This is a genomic window from Streptococcus sp. HMSC065H07 (genome assembly GCF_001837325.1).
Lineage (GTDB): Bacteria > Bacillota > Bacilli > Lactobacillales > Streptococcaceae > Streptococcus > Streptococcus salivarius_H.
Genome location: NZ_KV832038.1, coordinates 137,262 through 162,490, shown reverse-complemented (window position 1 = coordinate 162,490; position 25,229 = coordinate 137,262). Strand labels below are relative to the sequence as shown.

The window sequence follows — 25,229 nt, the reverse complement described above, 5'->3', positions numbered from 1 at the left end:
TCCTCCTATGGTTTGTATGTATCAAAGTAGTCAAACATAACATTGACAAACTTGAGAGCACAAGACGACAAGTTAATACCCTTACGACGGACATAAACCATCTTGTTATCCAAATTATCCTCAAGCGGAATCACCGTAATCCCATTCACACTTTGTGCATCCAAGAAGCCAGACCCCGTCGCATAGGCATCCGTACGTTCCAAGATACCGTTCAAAGTCGCACGGTCTGTCACGTTAAACATAAGAGACGAATCTGACGTATCCACAAAGTTCTCAGAATAGTAAAGGTACTCGTCCTTCTCCTGAGTGAAACGCACCGTAGGCAAGGCCACCAAGTCCTCCATGACCAGACTTTCTTTTTTAGCCAGAGGATGCCCCTTACGGAGATAAATATGCGTCTTAAACGGAATCAAATCAATAGCCTCAAGCCCAAGCTTGTCCATATTTTGCTGGATTCCCTTGCTATTTTGACGATTCAAATAGATAATCCCAATCTCACTGTGTCCCTTGGCTACCTCATCCAAAATCTGAATGGTCGTAGACTCAAAGATACGGAAATCCTTGTAATCAGGGTAACGCTCTGAAAAAGTCGTAATCAAAGGTGGCAAAAAGTCATAGTGCTGGCTGGCAATCGAAAACTGGTTACCCTTTTCAGAAGCATTGAGATAGCGATTTTCAAAACTATCAAAACTGCGTACCACCTCAAGCGCACGCTCATAAAAGGTCATACCCTGACTGGTCAAGACAGCCCCCGTCGTTGTACGAGTGAAAATTTGAAAATTCAGCTCCTGCTCCAAATCCTTGATAGCCACTGATAGGCTAGGCTGGCTCACAAAGAGCTTGCTGGCTGCCTCACGGAAGGTTCCGCTGTTGGCAATGGCTACGACATAACGTAGTTGTTGTATGTTCATCTGTGACACTTCTTTCTTGAAAAATCAATCAATTTTATTATACCAGATTTTATCCTCTTTTGTTGATACTAAAAAGCCCAGGCAACCCTGAGCTTGAATGACTAACAAAGTAGTCCTATTCGTCTGATTTATCTGTCAAGAAGTACTCGTTTTCACGTTTGTCATAGTCGAAGGTCAAACGAACAGTATCTACCTTACCATTTTCTGGATTATAATCTCGGTAGCTAAGACTCACTGACTGAGTGAGATCGCCCTGTTCAGTTTGTGTCATTTCATGATAAGTGAAGCTAGCCTCTGGGTGTTTTTCAACCACTTCAGAAAGTCGTGTCCCCTTAAGCAAATCAGCTTGTGTACCTACAGACAACTTTTCATAGTCATCTTTTGTCCAGTTGCTATGATAGTCATCGACTTCTTTGACCTTATCATAGTCGAAGGTTGCTGAGGCAGATTTCAAAACATAGACACCGTCTTTTATCTCAAAAGTCAAACGCACATAGTTGTTTCCATCTGTGTTTTCTTTTCTATAGGTAAGGTCTAGTAAATCTGGTTTATCTTTCTCGTAAGCATCACTATACTCGGCGTCAGTCGCCTTACCATGAGCGTCCAAGACATCGTCCAATGTCAAAGTACCAACCTTCAACTCCTTAAACTGATCCTCAGTCCAGTCAAACTTATAATTCTCATCGATGTACAGATAAGCTCTATCGTGACCGTCACTTTGGAACTGCTCAGCATGGTTCATGACATATTTCACCGCTTGATAACCTGCTCCAGCAAGCGAAGTCATAAAGAAGATGATTGACATGACTAGGGCAATAATAGATAGTGCCTTGCGTGTCGATTTCAGACTCAAAACCAAAGTCACAATAGCTAGAATGATAAGGAAGAAGGCAAGGAAGGTAAAGACAAAACCGATAGGAAGCGTCCAAGACAAAATGACAAATAGAATCCCCAAAACTAGAATAATGATTGGCAAAGCAATATTAACAAAAGCATTGTTCTTGGTTACTTTTGGCTTGTAATAAGGGTTTTCCAAAGGTATCTGACTTGTCTTTGGGGTTTCTTTTTCTTGCTCTTTCTCCAGATTCAACTCAGGCAGTTGCTTAGAAGCCTCCTCCTCTAATGTCACCTGAACTTCGTCTAGTTGCGTATCTGCTACTGAGTCAGCTGTCACCTCTTCAGTAGTTTTAGAACTATCCACTTGCTGAGCCTCAACCTGCTCAGACACTTGGGCACTTGGTTCCTCCGAAGCGATGACAAAGCCCTCTTTCTTAGCCTCCATAAACTCCTCAGGACTTGGTTTACGACCATTGACGTCCTCAAAGTGACGCACCCATTCTTCTCTAGTTGCCATAGCTGACTCCTTTATCTCTTTTTCTTTATTTTATCATACTTTAATCTAGTCTTATGAAAATAAGGTCGGATATAAGAGATAATTTTTGAGACTATCTTAGGTGCTTAAGTGACAAGATATAATATGAAAATGGATGGAAGACGAAAAAAACTGTACCCTAAAGTCCTAAAGTTTGATTTTCTCTGTCACACTTTTGGGGGCAGTTCACATTATGGTTTATTTATTACTCATCAGATAACATCAATTCATCTATCTTTTCTCTATCTTCAGCAATACCCTTATATGACTCAATTGTATTACTAAGGAATTCCATACTTACTTCGTGATTTCCTTCGTATAAATATATTTGTGCACCTAATGTTTCAAGACTTTCTAGGAGGGTCCTAATTTTTATTAATTCCTCTAAATCTAGAAAATTACATTCTAATAAAACTTCTCCCTTTTGAATCCTATTTTTTATCTCTCCAATTGGTATACTCATAAAGTTTCTTACCAATTTATAAGCTTCAAAAACATTATTTGACATTTTTACTTTTGAGTAGATTACTGACATAACTCCATCCTTTAGAAATCTTGCACATATATACAGTCTAGTATTAGTAAGAGTAGTTTTTTATATTTATATGTATATCTAGGTATCTAATCCTTTTTGATTTCCAAACTAAGCTTATAAAAACTATAAAGGCTATAAGATATTGCAATAATTCCCAAGAAACCAAAGTATACATTATCCTTTAAACTCTTCATATAAATACCAATTATTACAAAGAGAAAGGTATTAATCAAAATGACTAATCTTTTATTTTCTATCTTGCCTATTTTAACTACCAATAGCCTAATAATAAGTATCGATGGAGAGAATAAAACGGCAATTATTGTAAGTAAAATATTTTTTCTGCTAATTAAATTAGCTTTAATGCCTTTTTGAGATTCTTTTTCAATATTCATCTCTTTAAATAATAAATCCAGTGAAACATTATCAGGTTCACTTTTTCCTAATTCCCATTTAGAAATGGTCTGACGAGTAACAAATACTTTATCTGCAAGTTCTTGCTGAGTCATACCCGTTTTAGTTCTATATTCTTTAATCAACGTAGCAATGTCCATTTTAATACCCCTAGCTTATTTCTATTCTTTGATAAAAGGTTCTGCTAGCAAAATTACTATTAATATTATATAGAGAGGATGTTTATAAATAAAGTAAACAGCAACGAGTAATAGAAACAATAAAATTCTCGTAACCCACGGATATTCGTTTGATAAATTAACCAATAAATTAACTAAAGGTCTCAGTATCAGTCCCATTAATCCAAAAATAAGCACCCATATAAAATTAGCTTTATTTTTCTTAATAAATTGTAACATTAAGAATACCTCCTCAAATTTGTTACTTTAAATTTATCAAGACCCATGAGTAAAAGCACGCAACGAATAGTAAAATATGCGCAACTCCCTTAAAAACTAGGGTGCAACGCCCCATTTCATTATGCAACGAGGAGAATATTACCTCTTAAAAGTGCGAAATGGCAGTACATTAGAATCTAAAGACAGTAAAATTATATAATAATTAAGCCGTACTATTTTAAAGTCTATATTTACATAAACTTCTGTTTGTCTTCGAGACCAAAACGTTGGACTGCGACCATCATATTTTGAAGTATATACTTTTGTAGTTACACTTTCATTAACTTTGAGTATCCTTTGCTACGTTTCCATCAATCTTATAATTCACTTCAAAACCTGTTGGTCTTCTCGAAGTACCCTAACCCTGCATCCTCCTATACTCCTTCGACTTCTCTCCATACCAGTCCTTAACTGAGTAGTCAAACTGCTCTCTATATTGCTCAGAGTATTTGAAGAGGTAATAACCTCGTAGCAAATCAATGGAAAAGACATAAGTCGCAAAGACAAATATGGCAGGCATGATAGGCATCAACACCGCATCAATGCTCCCTCTAACGTCACTTCCAGTAGAGCGGTCAAAAAGCACCAGTCCAGCTGTAATCCCTGTACCACTTAAAAAGACCAAACCATCCGAAATCTTTTCAGTCACAAGAGCTACCATAGGGCTAAACTCTGTCTGATTTTGAACGGCTTCTTTCAGTTTACGGGGAACCGTTCGAATCAAGTAATAAATGGAAAGAAGAAACATAGCTCCCGATAGTATACTGACAATATTTCGTCGTGTCATCATCATTATTCCGGCACTTACTGTAAAGATAGCGAGTAAGACTACCATGTAAAAGTAGGTGCAAAATTTTAGTTTCATTGGACTTCTTCTGTACTTAATTGAAAAGAAAAGATAGACCAGATACATGACTACATAGAAAAGAATGATTGGCCACTGAATCCAAGAAAATGTTGGATTTTGATCAAGCGTCAATCCTTTTATAAACATGGGTGTGATAATAGAGAAGAAATAAATGACAATTGAAGTGATAAACAAGCCAATAAATCGTTTCCAGCTTCCTTTTTGATTGAGCTTTTCTACGGTCTACTTAGTGACAAGAGACTGACTTTGCTCGAATGTATAATTTAAGAATTTCAATAGTTTTCTCCTTTTATCAAGAAAAAACAGGAAGGTTTCCCCTCCTGTTCCTTAATTAATCCTCGCCATCTGGACCTGATTTATAAGTAAGGTAGAACGTATCGTCATCTTCTTTAGTATCAAATGACAAGTAAACACTCTTGAGTTTACCATCTCCAGCCTCATAGTCACTATAAGAAATACTCATTTCTTTTTTGAATTCACCTTGACGAGATGTTGAGATTGTGTATTCTGCACTTGAAGCTTTAGGGTGATCCTTAACGATATCTTCAAGTTTCGTACCGTTTGATGGATCAGTGTAATCACCCTTCTTGAGAGCATCAAACTGTTCTTTTGTCCAGTCAGCTTTGTAAGAGCGATCAACTTCAACCTTATCTTGAGGGAATCTACCTGAAGCATATGACAAGATAAATGTACCGTCATATTGTTTCTTAAAGTTTAGGTAAACACTTTCACCATAGTCTTTACCAGAGTAATTCAACTTCATCTCATCACCAGAGATTTGTGCATCAGAAGCCTTACCATAAGTCTTGATGATAGACTTAACAGTATCCTTACCTGCTTTCAACTTCTTGAACTTAGATTCATTCCAATCAAATTTAGCATTTTTGTCAATGTAATCGTTGACGTCAGTGCTATCACCTTTTGAATCAGATTTAGAATCAGATTTAGAGTCAGATTTTGAATCGCTGTCATCATCTTTCTTGTCAGCGTCATCATCGTCTTTATCAGCAACTTTTGATGTCTTGCTTGAGCTTGTGTTGTCACTAGCGTTTTGAGAGATTTGGAAAATCAAACCACCAATAGAAACAAAGAGCATGAGACCAGCAACACCTGTTGCGATGATTGAAAGCAATTTCTTGCTTGAGTTAAGGCTAAAGACAAGTGAAACAACTGCCACTGCAACTGCGAGAACTGTCAAGATGATGAAGAGCCAAGCAGGACTTACAAACCATGCCAAGATTGCAATGATTACTGAAAGTGCAATCGCAACGATTGGCAAGATAAGATTGAAAAGAGGTTTATCTGCTGAGCCAGCTGCTGCTGGATTAGGAACTGTTCCAAATCCTTGAGCTGAAGAGATAGGTGCCTTTTCAAACATGCTTGAATCAAATTGTGGGGTTGGTTGTTGCACAGGTGCTTCTGAGAAAGCTTCTGCACCAAATGGTGATTCACTGCTTGCTTGTTCTGCGACGGCATCCTCAGCTGTTTCAGCTACATCTGCGATGTCATCTTGTTCTGTGACTTCTTCAGTAGCAACTGGTTCTGGAGCTACTTCTTCAGCGACAGGTTCATTAGCTGGTGCTTCTACAGATGCTGCTTGAGCAGCCAAAGCACTTGTATCAAAGTCAGCTGCTTTAGCATCCAAAAATTCTTGGGGGCTAGGCTTACGCCCGTGTACCGACTCAAAGAGTTCAGCCCATTCTGCTTTAGTTGACATAAAAATCTCCTTTTTTCAAGAAATCCAAACAAGAGGCCCCTTCAGCTTAGCGAAGTTTTCTATAGTTAGAATTTAGACACCTATCTCTGATAAGAGCAAGTAGCATGCGTCCTTCCAAAAGTCAGCCCTCACTTTTTAGCCTGAGGCAACCTTTCCCTATATCTAGTCCCATGTTCATTTTCTTGTTGATAGTTCCATTCTACCATATTTAAAGACCTCTGTTAACCGTTTCCCAAAAGGTTTTTTTCTGCTACAATAGTAGGTATAATGCACCAAAGGAGTTATATATGAAAAACATTAAAAAGTACATTCCATTAATTATTGTACTTGTTATCGCAGGCCTAGGTTTTGCCTTTCGTGAGAACATCGCACGCGCCGTTCGTGGAGATGCTTATGTTGATAATAAGATATTCACTAAACAATTAGAAAAAGCCCAAAAATCTGGAAAAGATGCCTTTCCACAGTTGTCAGACAAGGTTGGTAAGGACGAAGCTGAAGTTATCCTCCACACTTCAAAGGGTGATATCACAGTCAAACTCTTCCCTACACTTGCTCCAAAGGCTTCTGAAAACTTCTTGAAACATGCAAAGGACAAATACTATGATGGTCTTACCTTCCACCGTGTCATCAAGGACTTCATGATTCAAAGTGGCGACCCTAAGGGTGACGGTACTGGCGGAGAATCTATCTGGAAGAAAGGTTTCGCTGTTGAGCCTACACCATTCCTCTACAACATCCGTGGCGCACTTGCCATGGCCAATACTGGTGCTAAGAATTCAAACGGCAGCCAATTCTACATTGTTCAAAACAAGGACGATCAAAGCAAGCAACTAGGAAATGCTGGCTATCCAAAACCTATCATTGACGCCTACAAAAAAGGTGGTTACCCAGCTGGTGATACCAAATATACTGTCTTTGGACAAGTCATCAAAGGCATGGATGTCGTTGATACCATCGCTAACCTTGAAGTCGATGACAACAGTAAACCAAAAGAGAATGTAACGGTTAATTCCGTTGAAGTCGTTAAAGACTACAAATTCAAATAAACAAAAATCCGAGAAGTTGATTCTCGGATTTCTTTTTTATTTAACAGCGGTAAGGAGATAATCACCAGTGTTAACACGAGCTTCTTTAGTCGTTAAGACATCATCAAAGTCAGCCGTATTGGTCACAATGACTGGTGTGATGACTGGTAATTTTGCCTCTCGGATAGTTGCTAGGTCAAATTCGATAAGTTTTTGTCCTGCTTCTACAACTTCACCTGCTTCCACATAGGTCTTGAATCCTTTACCAGCAAGAGAAACAGTGTCCATACCAATATGAATGAGAAGCTCTGCACCATTTTCAGTTGTCAAACCAATCGCATGACCAGTAGGGAAGACTAAATTAACCGTTGCCTTAGCTGGTGCGACCACTACCCCATCGGTAGGGTCAATAGCGATACCCTTACCCATAGCTCCTGAGGCAAAGACTTGGTCAGGAACTTGGTCAAGTGGGACAATATTCCCGATAAGTGGGCTCGCAATAATTTCTTGTTGAATTTCCTTAGGAGCAGGTGCAGCTTCTTCAGCTTTTTCCTCAACCTTAGCTGCCCCACCACCGTAAAGAGTTGGTACTGGTGCAAAGAGTTGGATAAGGAAGGATACAAGAGCACCCACAATGGCAATAATAATGGCAAAGATAACTTTAGAAAGGTTACCGTCAGGCCCAATAAGGCTTGGGAAGACAAATACACCCAGACCACCCATTGAATACATCTTAATATCTAAGGCCATCATGGCAGCCCCCATAAGTCCTGAAACACCACATGAAATGTAGAATGGCGTTTTCATTGGAAGGGTTACCCCATAGATAGCAGGTTCTGTCACCCCAAAAATAGATGAAATGAAGGCTGGCATAGAGATGGTACGGACTTTTTCTTCTTTCGTCTTAAGCATGATAGCCCCCAATACACCTGTTTGCGTGAAACATGGAAGGATAGCTGCTGAAAGAATCGTAGAACTTCCGTTTGTTGCCACATCTAAGATAGCAAGGGGAACAAGCGCCCAGTGCATTCCGAACATAACCAAGACTTGCCATAGGATACCAAGTACAAGACCAAAGACAATCGGACTAAAGTTCATGATTGCTTGGAAAAGACTTGTCAATCCATCAGAGAAAGCATTGGCAATTGGTCCCACCACCAAGAATGTTAATGGTACCGTAATGAGCAATGTAAAGAAAGGTACTACGAAGACTTTAATGACATCTGGAGTAATCTTAGTAAAGAATTTTTGAATGTAAGAAGCCACCCAGATTGCCAAGATAGAAGGCATTACTGTTGAGAGGTAACCCCCTGCAGGAAGCGTAAACGGAATAACCCCTAGAACATGACCTTGACCTGCCTTTTGAAGAGCTGTCACTAGCGTAGCAATATCAGGATAAACAAGTGCTCCTGCAACCGCAATAGCTGTAAACTCATTAACCTTGAAACGACGAGCTGATGTCAAGGCAATCAAGATTGGCAAGAACTGGAAGAAACCATCCCCCGCTGCATTCAAGATAACATACATAGGACTTGTCGCAGCTGACAGGCCACATGCCGCCATGATAGCGACTACCCCTTTGATAATCCCGGCCGCAGCCAATGGACCAAGGAAAGGTTGGAAAATACTTGATACCAAAGATACAAAGCGGTCAAAGAGATTACCCTTTGGTGCATCTCCCTCATCAAGATCAAGACTTCCACCTGCTGGAAGACCACCAACCTGGAGGACCTCCGCATAAACATCAGGCACATGGTTACCGATAACTACCTGATATTGTCCACCTGCCTTAACAACAGTAACAACGCCGTCACGGTTCTTAAGGTAGTCATCATCTGCTTTAGATTCATCTTTCAAATCAAAGCGCAAACGTGTCACACAGTGTTTCAAGTTATTGACATTTTCCTTGCCACCAACGTGTTTGATAATGTCCTCAGCTAATTCAGTATATTTAGCCATAGGGGCTCCTTTCTTGTCTAGGATCCTAGTTTTCTTTGAGGCTTTTTCAACGAAAAAAACCTAAATAAATACCAAGAACCAATTGGGATGAGCATACACTACTCCCATTAGTTTTTCGTATTTATCTAGGTTTTGCCTGCTGACCAGTAACAATCCTTTTGCTATGGTTCTATCTTATCAGAGTCCAAACATTTTTGCAAGCCCTTACATAATTGTTTTTTGTTTTTCGAGGTAAATTCTTGACCAAGAGTATAAGTCATGATAAACTATTGTTAGTTTATAAACTAACAGAAAGAGAGTTACACGATGAAAACAAGAGCAATTATTGAATTTAAAGATACATACGCTAGCATGGAATGCCACAAGCTTGGTTACCAAACCAAGGAAACTGCCTTGGCTATTATTTCCCCTACTGGACATATTCTATCAAGTACACCGCTTTTCAGAAAGGCATATGGTTCGAACACTGCTCACATCGACCAGCTTCCTTTCAATATAGATAATCTCAGTATCACAGCAAAAGGTCTCAGTAAGAAAGCCAAAGCCAACTTGGAAGATTGGATTGCCCATACTATCATTCTTCCAATGGACTATGATAAGTACTTTACTAAGCATCTAGAACTTTTGCACCTCCTAGCAGAATCACCTATCGTTGAGTCTGTCCAAGCCTTGACTTATAAGACAGTTAAAATCCATTTTTCTGAAGCACTCAATGATGAGCATATTCGTCAACTACAAGGGTTTATTCTTGCTCAGGCAGGTATTTATAGCTATATTGGGACATCTACAGTTTCAGACCGAAATGCCTACCAGGCTCTTGAATGGGCTAAACTTGATGTTAATGGTCGTTCACACAACGATCATAAGCCTGCTATTTTTCATCGTAGCAAAGGCCTCTTAGGTGGCTTCTTTCACCACGGAAACCAAGAAAGTATTGCATAACTAATAACTGGGACACCTTGTGTCCTTTTTTTGCAACAAAAAACTCACCATAAAGGTGAGCTAAATTGATTTATTTACTGTGTTTCCAGTTACTATAGATACTAAATACGACAATCCAGATGGCTGCTCCAATAGCTCCGACAACTGTTGACTTTTGCAAGAAGAGACAAACAAAGACGAAGATGAAGAAAAGGATAGTCAATGGATTGAGAATCTTGTAGGCTGGCATAAGGAAGCCATCTGCCATGAACTCTTGAGATTTACGGTACTTGAGATGAGCAAGCATGGTCAAGATATAGATAGCGATGTAGACCCCTGATGATGATGCGGTAATCAAAGCAAAGGCATCAGATACACCAGGCAAGACATTGATGAAGGCTGAAACACATACCACAATGGCTGAAACAATGATGGCACGTGAAGGAATACCATTACGTGACAAAGTATCTAGCTTCAAAGCTTTCATGACTTTACTATTTGGTGTTTCCTTAGCAATTTGGAAGAGGTGACGACCTGTAGAGTAAAGTGTTGAGTTCAATGATGAAGCCGCTGCTGTCAAGACAACAAAGTTAATGAAGGCTGCTGCCCACTTGATACCAGCCATTTGGAAGACCGTTACGAACGGTGATTCATTAACTGGAAGTTTTTGCCATGGGAAGATAGCCATGAGGGCAATGAGGGCACCCACATAGAAGATGACAATACGAATCGGAATCTCCTTTATTGCCTTTGGTAAGACCTTACGTGGATTCGCTGTCTCAGAAGTTGTAATCCCTACAAATTCGATGGCTTGATAGGCAAAGAAGACCATTTGGAAGGTCATAACAAAGCTTACCCAACCTTTAGGAAACATCTGGAAGCCGTGTGTAATATTGGCAAGGCTAGCATGTCCAGCAGGCGTTTCAAAGTTGGTTGCTACCATGAAGATACCTGTTGCGATAAGAGCAAGAATGGTGATAATCTTGATCATCCCAAACCAAAACTCAACTTCCCCGAAAATCTTAACCGCAATCAGGTTAACCGAGCTCAGGATAAGCAAGAAGATAATCTGAATCTGCCAGGCAGGCCAACTTGGGAACCAATATTGGACATAAGTTGATACGGCCGTAATTTCTGCCATTCCAAGGAAAATAAGTGATACCCAGTAAGACCAACCCGAGAAGAATCCCCAGCCCTTACCAAGGTATTTGGTAATAAAGTTGATAAAGGTGTGCTGGTCAGGATCCATATAGAGCATCTCACCGATTGCTCGCATCATAAGATACATGAAGATACCAGTTAGTATATATACTAAGATGATTGAAGGTCCTGTTAGGGAGAGAGAACGCCCTGCCCCGAGGAAGAGACCTGTACCAATCGTACCAGCGATGGCAATCAGCTGGACGTGACGGTTTTGAAGACCACGTACCATCCCATTCTCAGTCTGGTTGTCGTCGTCTTTATGATGTTGCTTTTGCGACATTTTTTTCACTCCAATTCTATTGAGCACGACTCATTGAATCATGCCATTTTTTAACATAACTTATATTTTACCATTTTTGAAATAATTGGTCAATTTTTATACAGAATATTCAGAATTTTATACTTCAAAACAAGGGCTTGGAAAACTTCCAAACCCTTGTTCATCGTTATTATGATTCAGGATCATCGAGACTACGGCCATGCAAACCTTTTTCACGTTGTATTTGACGTAGTTTTTCAGGTGTCACATCGTTACCCTCTTCGTCAACCACTTTAATTCCTTCGATATGGTGACGAACTGAGCGACGATAGCCCTCAATGTATTCTTCACGAAGTTTTGCTTGCTCCACTGCTTCTTCTGGAGTCAAGCCTTCTGTTTTTTTCTTTTTGGCAAGCTCATTGATACGAGCAATTTTTTCAGGTGTCATAATAAAACCTACCTTCTACCTGTCATCAGTAATTATTTTGTGTTCAATTGGTTGAAAGCTGCAACAGCGTTGGCTTTAGCTACAAGACCTGCAAGAAGGGCCAAACGGTTGTTTTTAACTGCCTCATCTTCTGCCATAACCATAGTATTGTCAAAGAAAGCATCAATGACTGGGCTAAGAGCAAAGAGTTGAGCCAATTTGTCACTAGCTGAACCAGTCAACTCTAGCTCTTCAATCGCTTTAGCAAGAGCTTTTTCTTGATCATTTTCAAAGAGACTAGCATCGACTGCTACTGAAGCATCTGCTTTTTCTGCCAAGTTGAAGGCACGAGAGAGTGATTCAACAGCTGCTTTGTAACCATCAGCCTTAGCAGCTTCTGAGAGGGCATTAGCTGCTTCAAGCATATCAGCCACGACAAAGTTTGAACCAGCAAGAACGGCTTCTTTGATATCTTTTGGTGTGCGTCCCATCATCTTGTCCACACGCGCTTTGATGAAGTTGATGACTTCTGCTTGATTGTCATATGAAAGACTATCAAATGAAAGGGCGTAAAGGCTGTCGATCAACTCATCCATAGGGATATGCCAGCCAAAGGCATCCAAGATACGAACAATCCCTTGTGTTGCACGACGAAGCGCATAAGGGTCATTGGAACCTGATGGAATCAAGCCAACTGAGAAGAATGAAAGGAGGGTATCCAATTTATCTGCAAGCGCAAGGATAGCACCAACCTTAGTCTCTGGAAGGGCTCCGTCTGCTGAATCAGGAAGGTAGTGCTCACGGATAGCTGTCGCAACCGCAGCATCTTCACCTGCAAGGAGGGCGTATTTTTCACCCATAATCCCTTGCAATTCATCAAACTCTCCGACCATACCCGTCAAGAGGTCAAATTTGTAGATTTCAGCTGCACGAGCGACGGCTGCCGTTTCTTCTGCAGTCAAACCAGCTTGCTCAGCCAATGACGCTGCAATAACACCAGCACGGGCCATGTGTTCTGAAAGAGAACCAATTTTTTCATGGAAGGTTACGTTCGCCAATTTAGCAACGAGGTCTCCAATCTTAAGTTTTTGGTCTTCACGCCAGAAGAATTCACCATCTTCAAGACGTGCAACCAATACTTTTTCATTTCCTCGGATAACATTTTCCAAATGCTCAGCGTTACCATTACGGACTGAGATGAAGTTTGGTTTAAGTTTACCATCAAGGTCACGTACAACAAAGTAACGTTGGTGCGTTTCCATTGAGGTCACCAAAACTTCTTCTGGAACATCCAAATACTTAGTATCAAAACTTCCCATGAAGGCAGTTGGGTATTCGACCAAGTTCAAGACTTCATTCAAAAGTCCTTCTTCGATTTGAACTTGAACACCTTGTTCTGCTTCGATAGCTTTGATTTGCTCACGAATCATGTTTTCACGTTCTTTGCTATCCGCAATCACGTAAACGGTACGAAGGTCTTCTTCATAAGAATCCGCATTGGTGATTTCCACTTCATGTCCAAGGAAACGGTGTCCACGGCTCACACGACCTGACTTGATATCCAAGAAATCAAGGTCAAGCGCTTCGTCGCCCAAAAGAACTGTCAAGGTGTGAACTGGGCGAATGTATTCAAATGTGTTGTTAGCCCAGTGCATGCTGACAGGGAAGGTCAATGAAGCAAGTACTTCTGGAACGCCAGCCAAGACTTCTTTAGCTGGTTTTCCAGCTTCATGCTTAGTGACATAAACGTACTCTTCACCTTTGACTTCACGGAATTCGATATCATCAACAGTCAAACCTTTCCCACGGACGAATCCTTGAGCCGCTTTTGAGAAGTTTCCATCTGCATCCAAGGCGATTTTCTTAGAAGGTCCTTTAAAATCTTCGGTCAAATCAGATTGTTGATCAGCCAAACCAATCACACGGACTGCCAAACGACGTGGTGTTGAGAAGGTTTGAATGCTTTCGTATGAAAGACGGTTGTCATCCAAGAAGGCTGCCATTTTCTCACCGAGTTGTTTTTCACTTGGTGTGACAACGTAGGCTGGCAACTCTTCAAGTCCAAGTTCTACTAATAAGTTTTTTGTCATGTTTTTTCCTTTACAAAATTCTTCTTGTTGATAGGCACCTTAGGTACTGGGGACGTTGCTAACTAACTTTGTGAGGCTGTAGGGAAATCTTCTGTCTTCTCCACATCGATTTCCAATAGTCTCATCAAAGTGGATTTAGCCAACTGATTTTTGAACCTAACGTTTCAAAAATCCCCATATACCAGTACGGCGGTGCCTATCCCTTTAGCAAGTCTTCGACTTGCCTCTGGGTAGCCATGTGGGCTCACTTTGTTTGCCCATTTTCCATTCTTATAACTCTTTTTTATTCTTCCTCTTCTGCTAGGAGTTTTGCGCGTGTGGCTTCGTCGAGAAGTGGGTAACCAAGTTTCTTACGTTCTGCAACAAAGGTTTTGGCTACGACACGGGCTAAGTTACGGATGCGGGCAATATAACCGGCACGTTCTGTAACGGATACAGCACCACGAGCGTCAAGCAAGTTGAAGGTGTGTGAACATTTCAAAACGTAGTCATAGGCTGGGTGAACAAGGCCCAATTCCAAAGCACGTCCTGCTTCTTTTTCAAATTTTTCGAAGTTTTCAAGAAGCATATCTTGGTCAGAAACTTCAAAGCTGTATTTTGAGTGCTCGTATTCTGGTTGAAGGAAGATTTCTCCGTATTTAACGCCTGGAGCCCACTCGATGTCGTAAACAGAATCTACTTCTTGGATGTAAGAAGCCAAACGTTCCAATCCGTAAGTGACCTCAGAAGTTACTGGACCAGTTGCCAATCCACCAACTTGTTGGAAGTAGGTGAACTGAGTGATTTCCATACCGTCAAGCCAAACTTCCCAACCAAGACCAGCTGAACCAGTTGATGGGTTTTCCCAGTTATCTTCAACGAAACGGATATCGTGTTCCAAAGGATTGATACCCAATTTTTCCAATGACTCAAGGTAGAGTTCTTGGATGTTTGATGGTGATGGTTTCATAACCACTTGGAATTGGTGGTGTTGGTAAAGACGGTTTGGGTTTTCCCCGTAACGACCATCCGCTGGACGACGAGATGGCTCTACATAAGCCGCATTCCATGGCTCAGGACCAATGGCACGAAGGAAAGTGTAAGGACTCATGGTTCCCGCACCTTTTTCATTATCATAAGCCTGCATGAGCATACAACCCTGGTCATTCCAGTATTGTTGCAAAGTCAAAATAATTTCTTGAAATGTTAATTTCTTAGACATTAAATACTCCTTGATTTAAATGATTTCTTGCGACACGAGTCTGCCTCGTCGATTTTACGAGGCAAGACGAGTTAGTACTGCGTTTAGCTCAGGCACCCTAGTGCTGAGCGTGGGGCAGTCCGACTATAAGGAGGTCTCTACCACTGACGCAGTGGAAAGTCAATTTTTTAGACATTATTTACTCCTTATTCATAAAGTTTCTTGTGACTCAGGATACAAAAAGAACCGTGTCTCTGCTCCTAAGTCAAACGACCTAGGGGCGTCAGAAACGCGGTTCCACCCTAATTTATTACTTCATTTTATCTGTTTGTCTTCAGCTATTTGCTGAGAGAAAGCGCCACTTGCCTACTTTGCTCTACTTGGCTTCCACTGTCCCAAGCTCGCTAGAAAAACGCCATAAGCCCTTCTTTCTTGTCAGTATTATAGCAGAAATAGAGAAACTTGTAAAATAAAATTCTAATCCTTCTTACTAATCCCCATTTCCTGACAAACATGTGCATGGGAGTCTTCATGGAGAATATCATTATCAAGAATTGAGGCTTCTCGAAGTTCTTCGGCCTTTTTCTTGTCCCGATGGGTCAAGTCTTGATTGGGATCATAAGCTTTCTCAACGATAGACAAGAGATGATTTCGAATTTCCTTTTCCTTACGAATCTTAGCTTTTTTGCGGTAGCTAGCCACAACCAGCACGATCAACATCAGCATCCCCAGATAACCGATAATAGGATACATAATCGCTACCAGTTGACGGAAGCCCATGAAGGAAATAGCAAAACCAGCAAGGGCAAATGCAGCCACGAAGAACTTGAAGCGTTTCTCACTACCTGCTGAAAAGCGTTTACCAAGGGCATAGTAGAGACTAAAGACGGTATTAAAAATCAAGCCAAAGATAACTAAGGCGTAGAGCGTCGCAAAGATAGGATTCACTTCCTTAGCAATAGCCAACATAGGAACATCTGAGCTAGCAATCTTATCACTGTTAGCAAAGAGGATCAAGGTTGTGACGAAGAAAATCACACCAACCATAAATCCTCCCCAGGCTCCACTCTTTTCGGCTTCATTGATTTTGAGAATAGAGCCACCCATGACAAAGGCCATGGCTATGGCTGACATGACACAAACGGCAAAATAATTAACCACAGACAGCCAAATACTTGGGAAGGGAGATTGAATGGTTTGCGACACCTTATCCATCTCAGCAAAATCCCAATGACGTCCTAAAACATTGGTCACGAATATCATGGCAATCATAACCAAAATCATAGGGGTAAAAACTCCAATAACACCTATGATTTTTTTGAAATCTAGGAAACTCACAAAGATTGTCAGAGCTGTACACAGGAAGGCACCTACCCAAATCGGAAAGCCGAACTGTTGGTTTAGGTTAGCCCCTGCCCCCGCTGTCATAACAAAGCCAAACAGGAAACAAGTGATAATCAAAGCGATATCCAAAATACGGTAGATAACAGGATGACTGATTTCTGCCAGGACTACTGAGTGATTGTCTGAGCGATAATAACTTCCCAGAGCAATCATGAGTCGCCCAAAGCCAACATGCAAGATTCCTAGAACTATGACACCTATCAGTCCCCAGGCTCCAAAACTAACAAAATACTGTAAGAGGTCCTGTCCTGAAGATACCCCTGCACCAATCATTACACCAACATAGGCCAGGGCAATGCTCCAAATACGTTTTGACATATTACCTCCTGTAAAATACAAAGTATTTCTATTTTACACTACTCTAACACCTTTGTAAAAATCAATAAAAAACAGCACCTTCATAAGAAAGTGCTACTCATACTCTTATTTTTCCCAACCTTTTCGTCCATCAACAAAGGTTGCCTGTAATTCCAAGGAGTCATCTAATACAATAAAATCAGCTGGTAAACCTGCTTTTAGGCTTCCGCAAGTATTTTCAAGCCCAACCGATTTAGCTGGAACACTAGTGGCCATTTGTAAGGCTTGAGCAACTGTCACAAGTCCCCAATCAACCACATGTTTGACACCGTCTTTAAGTTGTAAGATAGATCCAGCTAGATTACCACCTTCTTTGAGGCGGGCGGTACCATTTTCAACAATAACAGGAAGTTCGCCTAACATATAGTCGCCGTCCGGACAGCCTCCCGCTGACATACAGTCTGTAATTAGGGCAACTCCTTGAGGTGTCTTTTGCTTGATAAGAACCTTACAAGCTGCAGGGACCACGTGATGACCATCTGCAATCAGTTCACCAATAGTTTCAGGACTATCGAAGGCTGCACCAACCATACCTGGCTCACGGTGGGTAAAGCCACGCATCCCGTTGTAGACGTGAACCCAAACGGACGCCCCGGCTTCCACTGCTGCCATGGCTTCTTCATATGTGGCATTGGAATGACCTAGAGCAATAGTCACGCCTTGCTTGGTTGCTTCTTGGATAAATTCAGCTACTCCCTCACGTTCAGGGGCAAGAGCCAATTTAATCAGTTTTCCTTGAGCCGCCTCCTGCCATTCCTTCAATTGTTCCACACTTGGATTGCCCATATACTTAGGATTTTGAGCTCCCTTGTAGGTTTCAGTGAAATAAGGTCCTTCAAAGAAGAGCCCTTGAATTTTGGCACCAGTCTCCTTACCAACCGTATTAGCTGTTGTTTGGCAAATAGCCTTCAACTCTTCAAATGGCGCTGTTAAAGCTGTCGGTAAGAAGGAGGTCACACCTGCTGAAAGCAAGGCCTGACTCATGCCTAGAAGACTTTCCTCAGAATTATCCATGACATCATAACCCGCAAATCCATGAATGTGAGTATCTACAAGACCCGGAGAAATCTGATAATCACTGTAATCTAGCACCTCTGCACCTTCTGGTACATTTTCCGTCCAGTCACCAAAACGGCTATCCTCAACCGCTAGGTAGCCACCTTCCTTGATTTTATGTTCAAAATAAAAACGTTTGGCTGAAATATAATAGGTCATAGGACCACCTCTCATCATTTTTCTATGTTTTTAATACGCTTTCATTATAACAAAAAAGCCGAGAAATTTTCTCGACTTTCTCTATTAAATCACACCTTCTGTAACCTTTTCAACAAGGTTAATCGCATGGTCTGCGATACGTGTGTAATGTGAGAGGTAATCAACATAGTTGATACCTGCTTGCGCAGTACACTCACCATTGTTAAGACGTTTGGTATGTATTTTACGCAATTGTTTTTCAAGTTTTTCCAACTCTTCATGGCGAAGGATGACTTGACCTGCAAGTACCTTATCGTCATCTACAACAACACGAATACTATCAAGGGCGATACGGTGAGTACGGTTGTAAACATCCGCAAGCTCAGCCTTGGCAGTATCAGAAAATTCAATTCCCTTATTATGAATGTGTTGTGAAAGGTTTGCACTTGCAACTGCAAGGTCACCAATACGCTCCAAGTCACGAACAGAGTCAAGCACACTTGCCAACACTTCATTTTCAGAAACGCTTAGAGATTCGTTAGAGATGTCAATCAAATAAGTTGTCAACTCTTCATCAATACTATTAACTGCTGTTTCATACTTCTCAACCTTATCGAAGTATTTTTCATCTCCCTTAGCAAAGAAAGCATAGGAAGCTTCCAAAGACTGGATGGCGTACGATGCCAAGTGCACCAATTCTTTCTTAGCATTACCAAGGGCGATAGCTGGTGCTTGTGTGATAAGCAAACGGTCCAAGTAGAGTGCTTCGTACTTGTTAATCTCATCTTCACCAGGAATAATCTTAGTCACAAGGTAAGCCAAGAGTCCGATGAATGGGAATTGAACAATAGTATTTGCGATGTTAAAAGTACCGTGAGCAAAGGCGATAGTCATCTCAGGTGTCAAACCCAGCACAGACTTAAACCATTGAATCAAGGCTGTGAATGGTACCAAGAGAATCAAACACAAGACCGTCCCAATGACGTTGAACAGTACGTGAGCCCCTGCCACACGTTTAGCTGCAATGTTTGAACCAAGAGCAGCTAGAACCGCTGTGATAGTCGTCCCGATATTATCCCCAAAGAGGATTGGAAGGGCACCTTGCAGGTCAAGCAAACCACCTGAATAGAGACTCTGAAGAATACCGATGGTCGCTGCTGACGACTGAATCAACATGGTCAAGCCAGCACCGATGATAACCCCCATGACTGGGCGATCACCCAAGGTTGCCAGGTAATCCTTAAAGACTGTAACTGACTTCAAAGGCTCAACCGCATCTCCCATAAGGTTAAGGGCAAAGAAAATCCCCCCTACACCAAACAAGATACGACCTAGGTTATTGAGCTTCTTATTGCTTGTAAAGAAGAGAAGCGCAGCTCCCAGGAAAATCACTGGAAGGGCATAGTCACCAAGCTTGAAACCAATCATGAAGGAAGTTACGGTTGTCCCGATGTTTGCCCCCATGACAATACCAATAGCCTGACGAAGACTTAAAAGCCCTGCCGAAACCAGACCGACGACAATAACGGTAACCCCTGAACTCGACTGAATCAAGGCCGTCATGACAATACCAATCAAAACCCCTAAAAACGGGTTACTGGTATACTTATCGATGTAAAAACGCAACTTATCTCCGGCTGCTTGTTGAAGACCATCTCCCATGTACTTGATACTAAAAAGGAAAAGCCCCAAACCACCGAGGAAAGAAAACGCAATATCTTGCCAATTTACTGACACATTTTTGTCCTCATTATTTAAAATTTTTCGGTAAAACCGACCTTTCTATTGTATCGATTTATTAGGGAATAAACAAGGCTTTTCCACAAAATAATAGAAAGATCAGAAGAAAATCTGACCTTTCTAGATATCTCAATTAATCCACTTGAACATAACGGCGAACACCACTATAGCTGATGTAAGAAATCCAACTATGACCATCTTGAGTAACCTTCATATCAAAGTTAATCTGATCACCTGCTTCTAAGTAAAATTCAACTGGAGCCTTATCACTAGGAGTATTTTTGACAGCCGTACGTTTGGTAAGCTTGTAGCTGCCAGATTCTGCTATACCACCATCAATTGGAAGTTGATTGTCAGTAACTGTCACGTCTTTAGGTAGCGTCATATTATCTGATTCTTTTAAGTAGACCTTTGTTCCTCCAGTACTGGTTACTTGAATGGTATCTTGTTCGTAGCTTGGACCAGAAATAGCTGCTTTTTTAGAGACAAAGCTAATATCTCCAACGATACCAGAGGTGTCCCCCCTATCTCTTGAGAGGGTAGCATCATACTTACCTGAGCCCTCTTGATAATCATCTTTCGGGTGTACATAATTATGAACTGTCGCTTGGCCTTGTGCAGTTATATCTCCTACTAGGCTAGTATTGTCAAAGACCAAACGACTGCCATCACTAGACTTCCAAGTTCCGGCAATACTATCAAACTGACCACGCGCTACCGCACTCACATCCATATCTACAGTGGTCACTTGCGTATCCGTTTTAGCTTGAGCTTGGCTGCTAGATTGACTACTTGAAGCTTGACTATCACTTGAGCTCTTTGGCGCTTGGGATTGACTGGCTGAAGACTGACTCTCGTTTGAAGATTTAGGAGCCTGTGACTGACTGCTTGAGGGAACTGATGAACTATTTGAAGATGATGACTGAGTCTGACTACTGCTTGAACTTGGTGCAGAAGACTTTTTACTATTTGGTGCACTTGAAGATTCAGTATTTGAACCAGAAGACTCCTTGACTTTAGCACTAGGCTTGCTGGTCTTACCACTATCTTTATTGGATGATTTAACTCTACTTGATGAGGTCACCTGGCTACTCTTAGGCGTCTTATCTGCTGAACTCGATTCCTTATGGCTGGAACAGGCCGTCAACAAAGCCATTGAGGAAAGGGTAACCATGGAAAGCACGATTGCTTGGGAAAATTTGTTTTTCATAATTATTTCCTCATTTCTAGTCTATCGTAAAAAGTAAAGATAGGACCTATGTCACAAGGCAACATCGGGTTCTCTCTACTTTTAAGGAACAATCTTTTCTACACTTTTATTATATCACTTTCTAATGTAAACGCTAACATATTAGGGCTGTAAATTCTAAAAAAGAGATGAAAATCTCTTGAATCCTTGTGATATAATGGAGACAAAAATTGAAAGTTATATCATGACAATCTATCTTCTAGCACAAGTATTCTCAGCCATCGGTGCCCTATGTGTCGCCATATCTTCTTTTGCAAAATCAAAACATAAAATGCTGGTCTGGCAAATTACCGACTACATTTTTACTGCTATAGCCAACCTCTTATTGGGGGGCTATACCGGTGCTTTAACCATTAGTATTTCCATCATTCGTAATAGCTTGATGGTCAAAAAGAAGATGACCAAGGCTATCTTGACCATCCTTATCATTATTCAAATCATTGTAGGAACCTATCTCAATCAACTTGGACTTATTGGCTATCTGCCAATCATCTCTTCAGTCTCTTATAGTTTAGCCATTGCCATCACACGAAACCTTCAGTGGCTTCGCTGGGTCATCATTGAGAATATGTTACTCTGGCTAATTTACGATTTGACCATTAAGGCCTACCCAGCTGCCGTCACTGATGTCACCATCACACTGACTACTCTTGTTGCCATTATTAAAAATCGAAAAACCTTTAGCAGATAGAAGCTAAAGGTCTTTTTCTTATAAAGCCCAAGTACGAATAGCGTGGGCTACGCCTGCCTCGTCATTTGTCAAGGTCACATACTTACACAACTCTTTAATATCGTCACTAGCATTACCCATGGCAACACTTTGACCGACGAATTTAAGCATTTCAAGGTCATTAGCAGCATCACCCAGAGCCATGATTTGATCTGGAGCAATTCCAAGTTTTTCCGCTAAATGCTTAAGTCCACTGGCCTTAGTTGCCCCCTGTGGCATGATTTCAAAGATATAGTCTTGGCTACGAACTGTGCTATAGCTTTGACTAAGTCTATCTTGCACAGCGTTTTGGAAGGCGTCCAAAGGTTCAGAATCAGCCATATACATGGCTTGGAAAATCACTTGGCCTTCCACAAAGATCTCTTCCAAACTTCTAGCCTTCGCTTCTGTGAAAACAGTGCTAGCATCATATGCTACTAGCTCAGGCACTTCATCGCCCACAACATAGTAAGTCTTCTCACCAGTAAAGGTTAGAGCCACCTCTGGAAAGCCTTCGCAAGCCTGCAAGAGTTCTTCCATCTCAGAGCGAGATAAACTTTCATATTGAAGCAAGTTCCAATTTTTTGTCTCATAAGTTGAACAACCATTGTTCATGATAATGTACTCTTCTTCACTCAGTCCTAATTTCTCAAAATGGGGAAGAATACCTGAACGTGGGCGTCCTGTACAAAGGACAATTTTGATACCTGCCGCAGCTGCTTCTTGAATAGCCTTAATATTCTCTACAGGAATCTCTTTTTGGCTATTTAAGAGCGTCCCGTCCATGTCAATTGCAATGAGTTTCACTTGGTTCTGATTCATTTTACTCTCCTTCGACCCTAATAAGTGTCATAAATGGTTAACTGGTATTGTTCAATGATGCTGTTTAATTTGTCGCCATAGGTTGTGTCCGTAGCGTAGACCCCTGTTAGGGCAGCTGTCGCATCCTTATAATTCTTAGTATTGGAACGGTGCACCCCTACATAGTAGCTTCCCTCAAGGAAATCCACATAGTCCTGTAAAGAATTTTCCACAGAGCCATAAGAACGAAAAGCCGCATCAATATAGTAAGGATTACCCTTACCATCATCCTCCCAAGTCGGTAGGGTCACACTTTGACCATTGTAATCCCCCTTAATCCCAAAGAAGTTATAGGACGGCTTCTGACTCAAAGTAGATTGTCCAGAGTCGGATTCCAAGATGGCCTGAGCTATCATAACAGATGCATAAAGATCATTTCTAGCTGCCAAATAGCGCGACGTCTCTCCAATCTCGGCAATAAAAGCAACTGTCCTCTCATCTGTAGATGTCATGTTCTTTTCCATAGTCAACTTTGGAAAATTTAAACTAGCTAGGAGTCCCAATAAGGCAAATAGGCCAATAAAAATCAGACTCCACTTTTGGAAAAATTTAGGAAAGAGCAAGAAAGACTTCTGTTTCTTTTTAGTTTTCTTAGGTCTAGCTTTAGACTTACTTTTCTTTTTTCCTTTTGCCAATTGGTCACCCCCTCAATCATACTAACTCCTCTAAGTATATCAAAATTCACTAAAAAAGACCCAAACCAACCGGTTTAAGCCTTCATTATATTAAATGGCGTCTCCACCACGTTCACCAGTACGAATGCGGATAACATCATCAATAGGAACAATAAAAATCTTCCCATCACCAACTTCTCCTGTCGCCACGGCGCTCCGAATGGCATCAACAACTTCGTCAACCGCCATATCCTTAACTACAATTTCAACCTTAACCTTAGCTAATAAGGTAGGAACAATGCGCTGTCCACGAACAAACTCTGCAAAGCCACGTTGATTACCATAACCCAGAACTTGACTTACAGTCATCCCCTTGGCCAAACCACTACCAGTCAAGGCATTTTTCAAATCTTCCAATTTATCCGAACGAATAATCGCTTCTACTTTTTTCATCTGTATTCTCCTACGAATCTAAGCCCATAAAGGTTGGATAGGCTGTTTCCTTGTGTTCACAGTCATCAAGACCAATAGCTTCATCACGGTCACTAACACGCAAAGGCATATAATGAGCAATTACTTTAATAATACCATAGGTCACAAGAGCAGACCAAATAGCTGTAAAGATAATAGCTAAAATAGTCACTATAAACAGATGCGCCTTTCCATAGATCAAACCAATATTAGCCTTATCTAGAGCTAAATCTGGTGTCGTAAAAATCGCAGTAGCCAAACCACCAAAGATTCCTCCAACGCCGTGGCAACCAAAAGCATCCAAAGCATCATCATAGGCAAAACGTTTCTTCAAGACAGAAATAGCATAAAAACAAATCGGACTAACCATAAGACCAATTAGAATCGCACTCCAAATTGAAACAAAACCAGCCCCAGGTGTGATTGCAACCAGACCTGCCACCAAACCGGTTGAACCACCAACCAAGGATGGATGTCCTGTGACATGTTTTTCAATTGCCAACCATGAAAACATGGCTGCAGCTGCTGAAACATGGGTGGTCACTAGCGCGTGAACTGCCAAGCCATTAGCAGCCAAGGCTGATCCTGCATTAAAGCCAAACCAACCAAACCATAAGAGACCCGCTCCCAATAGAACAAAAGGAACATTATGAGGACGGTGTTCTAAAATGGCAAAATCACGACGTTTACCAACAACGATTGCCAGAACCAAGGCCGATACACCAGAGGTAATATGAACCACATCACCACCTGCGAAGTCAATCGTCCCCCATTTAGCAAGGAGCCCTTCGTCCCAAACCATATGTGCAAATGGATAGTAGACAAGAAGTAACCAAAAGACAACAAAAATGGCTAAAGGCGTAAAGCGCATCCTTCCTACTACTGAACCCGTCAAAATCGCCACACAGATAATCGAAAACATCATCTGAAAAGCAGCAAACAGCATATCAGGAATGGTTAGACCACGACTTGAAGCCGTTTCAGACACGCCATTTAAAAAAAGGTGACTGAAATTACCGAAGAAGTTCCCATGACCGCCAAAAGAAAGCGAGTAGCCAGCAACAATCCACAAGAGGGAAGCTATAGCTAAGGGAAGAACAGACATCATCATGGTATTGATAACATTCTTACGACGTCCAAGCCCACCATAGAAGAAGGCCAAGGCCGGTGTCATCAAACAAACCATGGCTGAACAAATCAATATAAAGGCACTGCTACCTGTATCCATGAAACCACTCCAATGCGTAAATTATTTTATGTCAGATAATATAACACAAAATTACGAGGCATACAAGTTTATTTGCGGAATTTT

General features: G+C 41.2%; 23 protein-coding genes. 3 read left to right on the top strand and 20 right to left on the bottom strand.

From position 1 onward, the window contains the following. Nucleotides 1–5: 5 nt before the first annotated feature. The 7 genes from HMPREF2637_RS06925 to HMPREF2637_RS06895 all read right to left on the bottom strand — a co-directional run bounded on the left by HMPREF2637_RS06925 (nucleotide 6) and on the right by HMPREF2637_RS06895 (nucleotide 6,254). Nucleotides 6–911 (bottom strand): LysR family transcriptional regulator, encoded by a 906-nt coding sequence (locus HMPREF2637_RS06925; RefSeq protein WP_022496606.1) that lies wholly within the window; start codon nucleotides 909–911, stop codon nucleotides 6–8. 115 nt (nucleotides 912–1,026) lie between these two features. Continuing rightward, on the bottom strand, nucleotides 1,027–2,265 hold the full coding sequence (locus HMPREF2637_RS06920; protein ID WP_064524833.1) for a CD20-like domain-containing protein: 1,239 nt from the start codon (nucleotides 2,263–2,265) through the stop codon (nucleotides 1,027–1,029). A gap of 223 nt (nucleotides 2,266–2,488) precedes the next feature. Further along, on the bottom strand, nucleotides 2,489–2,818 hold the full coding sequence (locus tag HMPREF2637_RS06915) for a hypothetical protein (protein ID WP_064524831.1): 330 nt from the start codon (nucleotides 2,816–2,818) through the stop codon (nucleotides 2,489–2,491). 86 nt (nucleotides 2,819–2,904) lie between these two features. After that, nucleotides 2,905–3,372 carry a helix-turn-helix transcriptional regulator gene (locus HMPREF2637_RS06910; RefSeq protein WP_060972501.1) on the bottom strand — a complete coding sequence of 156 codons (468 nt, stop codon included), beginning with the start codon at nucleotides 3,370–3,372 and terminating at the stop codon, nucleotides 2,905–2,907. A 21-nt stretch (nucleotides 3,373–3,393) separates the two neighbouring features. Then, on the bottom strand, nucleotides 3,394–3,630 hold the full coding sequence (locus HMPREF2637_RS06905) for a hypothetical protein (protein WP_064524829.1): 237 nt from the start codon (nucleotides 3,628–3,630) through the stop codon (nucleotides 3,394–3,396). A gap of 397 nt (nucleotides 3,631–4,027) precedes the next feature. Next, nucleotides 4,028–4,534 carry a hypothetical protein gene (locus tag HMPREF2637_RS11555; RefSeq protein ID WP_225791444.1) on the bottom strand — a complete coding sequence of 169 codons (507 nt, stop codon included), beginning with the start codon at nucleotides 4,532–4,534 and terminating at the stop codon, nucleotides 4,028–4,030. Between the two features lie 334 nt (nucleotides 4,535–4,868). Beyond that, the gene (locus tag HMPREF2637_RS06895) at nucleotides 4,869–6,254 is read right to left on the bottom strand and encodes a hypothetical protein (RefSeq protein ID WP_064524827.1); all 1,386 of its coding nucleotides are present in this window, start codon (nucleotides 6,252–6,254) and stop codon (nucleotides 4,869–4,871) included. A gap of 287 nt (nucleotides 6,255–6,541) precedes the next feature. Between HMPREF2637_RS06895 and HMPREF2637_RS06890 the strand changes: the two genes are divergently transcribed. Further along, the gene (locus tag HMPREF2637_RS06890) at nucleotides 6,542–7,300 is read left to right on the top strand and encodes a peptidylprolyl isomerase (RefSeq protein WP_002886160.1); all 759 of its coding nucleotides are present in this window, start codon (nucleotides 6,542–6,544) and stop codon (nucleotides 7,298–7,300) included. 36 nt (nucleotides 7,301–7,336) lie between these two features. Here HMPREF2637_RS06890 and HMPREF2637_RS06885 read toward each other — a convergent pair whose 3' ends face one another. Further along, nucleotides 7,337–9,238: a beta-glucoside-specific PTS transporter subunit IIABC gene (locus tag HMPREF2637_RS06885; RefSeq protein WP_064524825.1), complete on the bottom strand. Its 1,902-nt coding sequence runs from the start codon at nucleotides 9,236–9,238 to the stop codon at nucleotides 7,337–7,339. A gap of 306 nt (nucleotides 9,239–9,544) precedes the next feature. Here HMPREF2637_RS06885 and HMPREF2637_RS06880 point away from each other — a divergent pair, with 306 nt between their 5' ends. Next, a complete protein-coding gene (locus HMPREF2637_RS06880; protein ID WP_064524823.1) occupies nucleotides 9,545–10,180 on the top strand; it encodes a hypothetical protein in 636 nt (211 codons plus the stop codon). Between the two features lie 70 nt (nucleotides 10,181–10,250). Here the strand turns inward: HMPREF2637_RS06880 and HMPREF2637_RS06875 are convergent, their stop codons facing one another. From HMPREF2637_RS06875 to HMPREF2637_RS06840, 8 genes are all read right to left on the bottom strand, one after another. Then, the gene (locus HMPREF2637_RS06875; RefSeq protein WP_064524821.1) at nucleotides 10,251–11,642 is read right to left on the bottom strand and encodes an amino acid permease; all 1,392 of its coding nucleotides are present in this window, start codon (nucleotides 11,640–11,642) and stop codon (nucleotides 10,251–10,253) included. 169 nt (nucleotides 11,643–11,811) lie between these two features. Beyond that, nucleotides 11,812–12,069: a DUF896 family protein gene (locus HMPREF2637_RS06870; protein ID WP_064524819.1), complete on the bottom strand. Its 258-nt coding sequence runs from the start codon at nucleotides 12,067–12,069 to the stop codon at nucleotides 11,812–11,814. Between the two features lie 32 nt (nucleotides 12,070–12,101). Further along, a complete protein-coding gene (gene glyS / locus HMPREF2637_RS06865; protein ID WP_064524817.1) occupies nucleotides 12,102–14,138 on the bottom strand; it encodes a glycine--tRNA ligase subunit beta in 2,037 nt (678 codons plus the stop codon). Between the two features lie 283 nt (nucleotides 14,139–14,421). Next, nucleotides 14,422–15,339, bottom strand: coding sequence for a glycine--tRNA ligase subunit alpha (glyQ, locus tag HMPREF2637_RS06860; protein ID WP_002886077.1), 918 nt, complete (start codon nucleotides 15,337–15,339; stop codon nucleotides 14,422–14,424). Nucleotides 15,340–15,795: 456 nt separating this feature from the next. Continuing rightward, nucleotides 15,796–17,040, bottom strand: a complete 1,245-nt coding sequence (locus HMPREF2637_RS06855) for a YkvI family membrane protein (RefSeq protein ID WP_070839731.1) — start codon at nucleotides 17,038–17,040, stop codon at nucleotides 15,796–15,798. A 105-nt stretch (nucleotides 17,041–17,145) separates the two neighbouring features. After that, nucleotides 17,146–18,294, bottom strand: coding sequence for an N-acetylglucosamine-6-phosphate deacetylase (gene nagA / locus HMPREF2637_RS06850; RefSeq protein ID WP_048790603.1), 1,149 nt, complete (start codon nucleotides 18,292–18,294; stop codon nucleotides 17,146–17,148). An 84-nt stretch (nucleotides 18,295–18,378) separates the two neighbouring features. Then, on the bottom strand, nucleotides 18,379–20,010 hold the full coding sequence (locus HMPREF2637_RS06845; RefSeq protein ID WP_070839728.1) for a Na/Pi cotransporter family protein: 1,632 nt from the start codon (nucleotides 20,008–20,010) through the stop codon (nucleotides 18,379–18,381). A gap of 136 nt (nucleotides 20,011–20,146) precedes the next feature. Then, entirely contained in the window at nucleotides 20,147–21,223 is a 1,077-nt protein-coding gene (locus tag HMPREF2637_RS06840) for an SH3 domain-containing protein (protein WP_070839725.1), read from the bottom strand. Nucleotides 21,224–21,446: 223 nt separating this feature from the next. Between HMPREF2637_RS06840 and HMPREF2637_RS06835 the strand changes: the two genes are divergently transcribed. Beyond that, entirely contained in the window at nucleotides 21,447–21,953 is a 507-nt protein-coding gene (locus HMPREF2637_RS06835) for a YgjV family protein (protein WP_064525666.1), read from the top strand. Nucleotides 21,954–21,971: 18 nt separating this feature from the next. Here HMPREF2637_RS06835 and HMPREF2637_RS06830 read toward each other — a convergent pair whose 3' ends face one another. From HMPREF2637_RS06830 to HMPREF2637_RS06815, 4 genes are all read right to left on the bottom strand, one after another. Then, a complete protein-coding gene (locus HMPREF2637_RS06830) occupies nucleotides 21,972–22,793 on the bottom strand; it encodes a Cof-type HAD-IIB family hydrolase (RefSeq protein ID WP_037601974.1) in 822 nt (273 codons plus the stop codon). A gap of 17 nt (nucleotides 22,794–22,810) precedes the next feature. Continuing rightward, complete coding sequence (locus HMPREF2637_RS06825; RefSeq protein WP_037601972.1) at nucleotides 22,811–23,467, bottom strand: glucosaminidase domain-containing protein; 657 nt, start codon at nucleotides 23,465–23,467, stop codon at nucleotides 22,811–22,813. 90 nt (nucleotides 23,468–23,557) lie between these two features. Then, entirely contained in the window at nucleotides 23,558–23,899 is a 342-nt protein-coding gene (locus HMPREF2637_RS06820; RefSeq protein ID WP_002886165.1) for a P-II family nitrogen regulator, read from the bottom strand. A gap of 10 nt (nucleotides 23,900–23,909) precedes the next feature. Continuing rightward, nucleotides 23,910–25,145, bottom strand: a complete 1,236-nt coding sequence (locus tag HMPREF2637_RS06815; RefSeq protein ID WP_064524812.1) for an ammonium transporter — start codon at nucleotides 25,143–25,145, stop codon at nucleotides 23,910–23,912. Nucleotides 25,146–25,229 lie beyond the last annotated feature (84 nt).

Excerpts from the sequence above, each read along its gene's own strand:
- HMPREF2637_RS06925 (WP_022496606.1), bottom strand. The coding sequence starts at position 911 with ATGAACATACAACAACTACGTTATGTCGTAGCCATTGCCAACAGCGGA.
- HMPREF2637_RS06920 (WP_064524833.1), bottom strand. The coding sequence starts at position 2,265 with ATGGCAACTAGAGAAGAATGGGTGCGTCACTTTGAGGACGTCAATGGT.
- HMPREF2637_RS06915 (WP_064524831.1), bottom strand. The coding sequence starts at position 2,818 with ATGTCAGTAATCTACTCAAAAGTAAAAATGTCAAATAATGTTTTTGAA.
- HMPREF2637_RS06910 (WP_060972501.1), bottom strand. The coding sequence starts at position 3,372 with ATGGACATTGCTACGTTGATTAAAGAATATAGAACTAAAACGGGTATG.
- HMPREF2637_RS06905 (WP_064524829.1), bottom strand. The coding sequence starts at position 3,630 with ATGTTACAATTTATTAAGAAAAATAAAGCTAATTTTATATGGGTGCTT.
- HMPREF2637_RS11555 (WP_225791444.1), bottom strand. The coding sequence starts at position 4,534 with ATGAAACTAAAATTTTGCACCTACTTTTACATGGTAGTCTTACTCGCT.
- HMPREF2637_RS06895 (WP_064524827.1), bottom strand. The coding sequence starts at position 6,254 with ATGTCAACTAAAGCAGAATGGGCTGAACTCTTTGAGTCGGTACACGGG.
- HMPREF2637_RS06890 (WP_002886160.1), top strand. The coding sequence starts at position 6,542 with ATGAAAAACATTAAAAAGTACATTCCATTAATTATTGTACTTGTTATC.
- HMPREF2637_RS06885 (WP_064524825.1), bottom strand. The coding sequence starts at position 9,238 with ATGGCTAAATATACTGAATTAGCTGAGGACATTATCAAACACGTTGGT.
- HMPREF2637_RS06880 (WP_064524823.1), top strand. The coding sequence starts at position 9,545 with ATGAAAACAAGAGCAATTATTGAATTTAAAGATACATACGCTAGCATG.
- HMPREF2637_RS06875 (WP_064524821.1), bottom strand. The coding sequence starts at position 11,642 with ATGTCGCAAAAGCAACATCATAAAGACGACGACAACCAGACTGAGAAT.
- HMPREF2637_RS06870 (WP_064524819.1), bottom strand. The coding sequence starts at position 12,069 with ATGACACCTGAAAAAATTGCTCGTATCAATGAGCTTGCCAAAAAGAAA.
- glyS (WP_064524817.1), bottom strand. The coding sequence starts at position 14,138 with ATGACAAAAAACTTATTAGTAGAACTTGGACTTGAAGAGTTGCCAGCC.
- glyQ (WP_002886077.1), bottom strand. The coding sequence starts at position 15,339 with ATGTCTAAGAAATTAACATTTCAAGAAATTATTTTGACTTTGCAACAA.
- HMPREF2637_RS06855 (WP_070839731.1), bottom strand. The coding sequence starts at position 17,040 with ATGTCAAAACGTATTTGGAGCATTGCCCTGGCCTATGTTGGTGTAATG.
- nagA (WP_048790603.1), bottom strand. The coding sequence starts at position 18,294 with ATGACCTATTATATTTCAGCCAAACGTTTTTATTTTGAACATAAAATC.
- HMPREF2637_RS06840 (WP_070839725.1), bottom strand. The coding sequence starts at position 21,223 with ATGAAAAACAAATTTTCCCAAGCAATCGTGCTTTCCATGGTTACCCTT.
- HMPREF2637_RS06835 (WP_064525666.1), top strand. The coding sequence starts at position 21,447 with ATGACAATCTATCTTCTAGCACAAGTATTCTCAGCCATCGGTGCCCTA.
- HMPREF2637_RS06830 (WP_037601974.1), bottom strand. The coding sequence starts at position 22,793 with ATGAATCAGAACCAAGTGAAACTCATTGCAATTGACATGGACGGGACG.
- HMPREF2637_RS06820 (WP_002886165.1), bottom strand. The coding sequence starts at position 23,899 with ATGAAAAAAGTAGAAGCGATTATTCGTTCGGATAAATTGGAAGATTTG.
- HMPREF2637_RS06815 (WP_064524812.1), bottom strand. The coding sequence starts at position 25,145 with ATGGATACAGGTAGCAGTGCCTTTATATTGATTTGTTCAGCCATGGTT.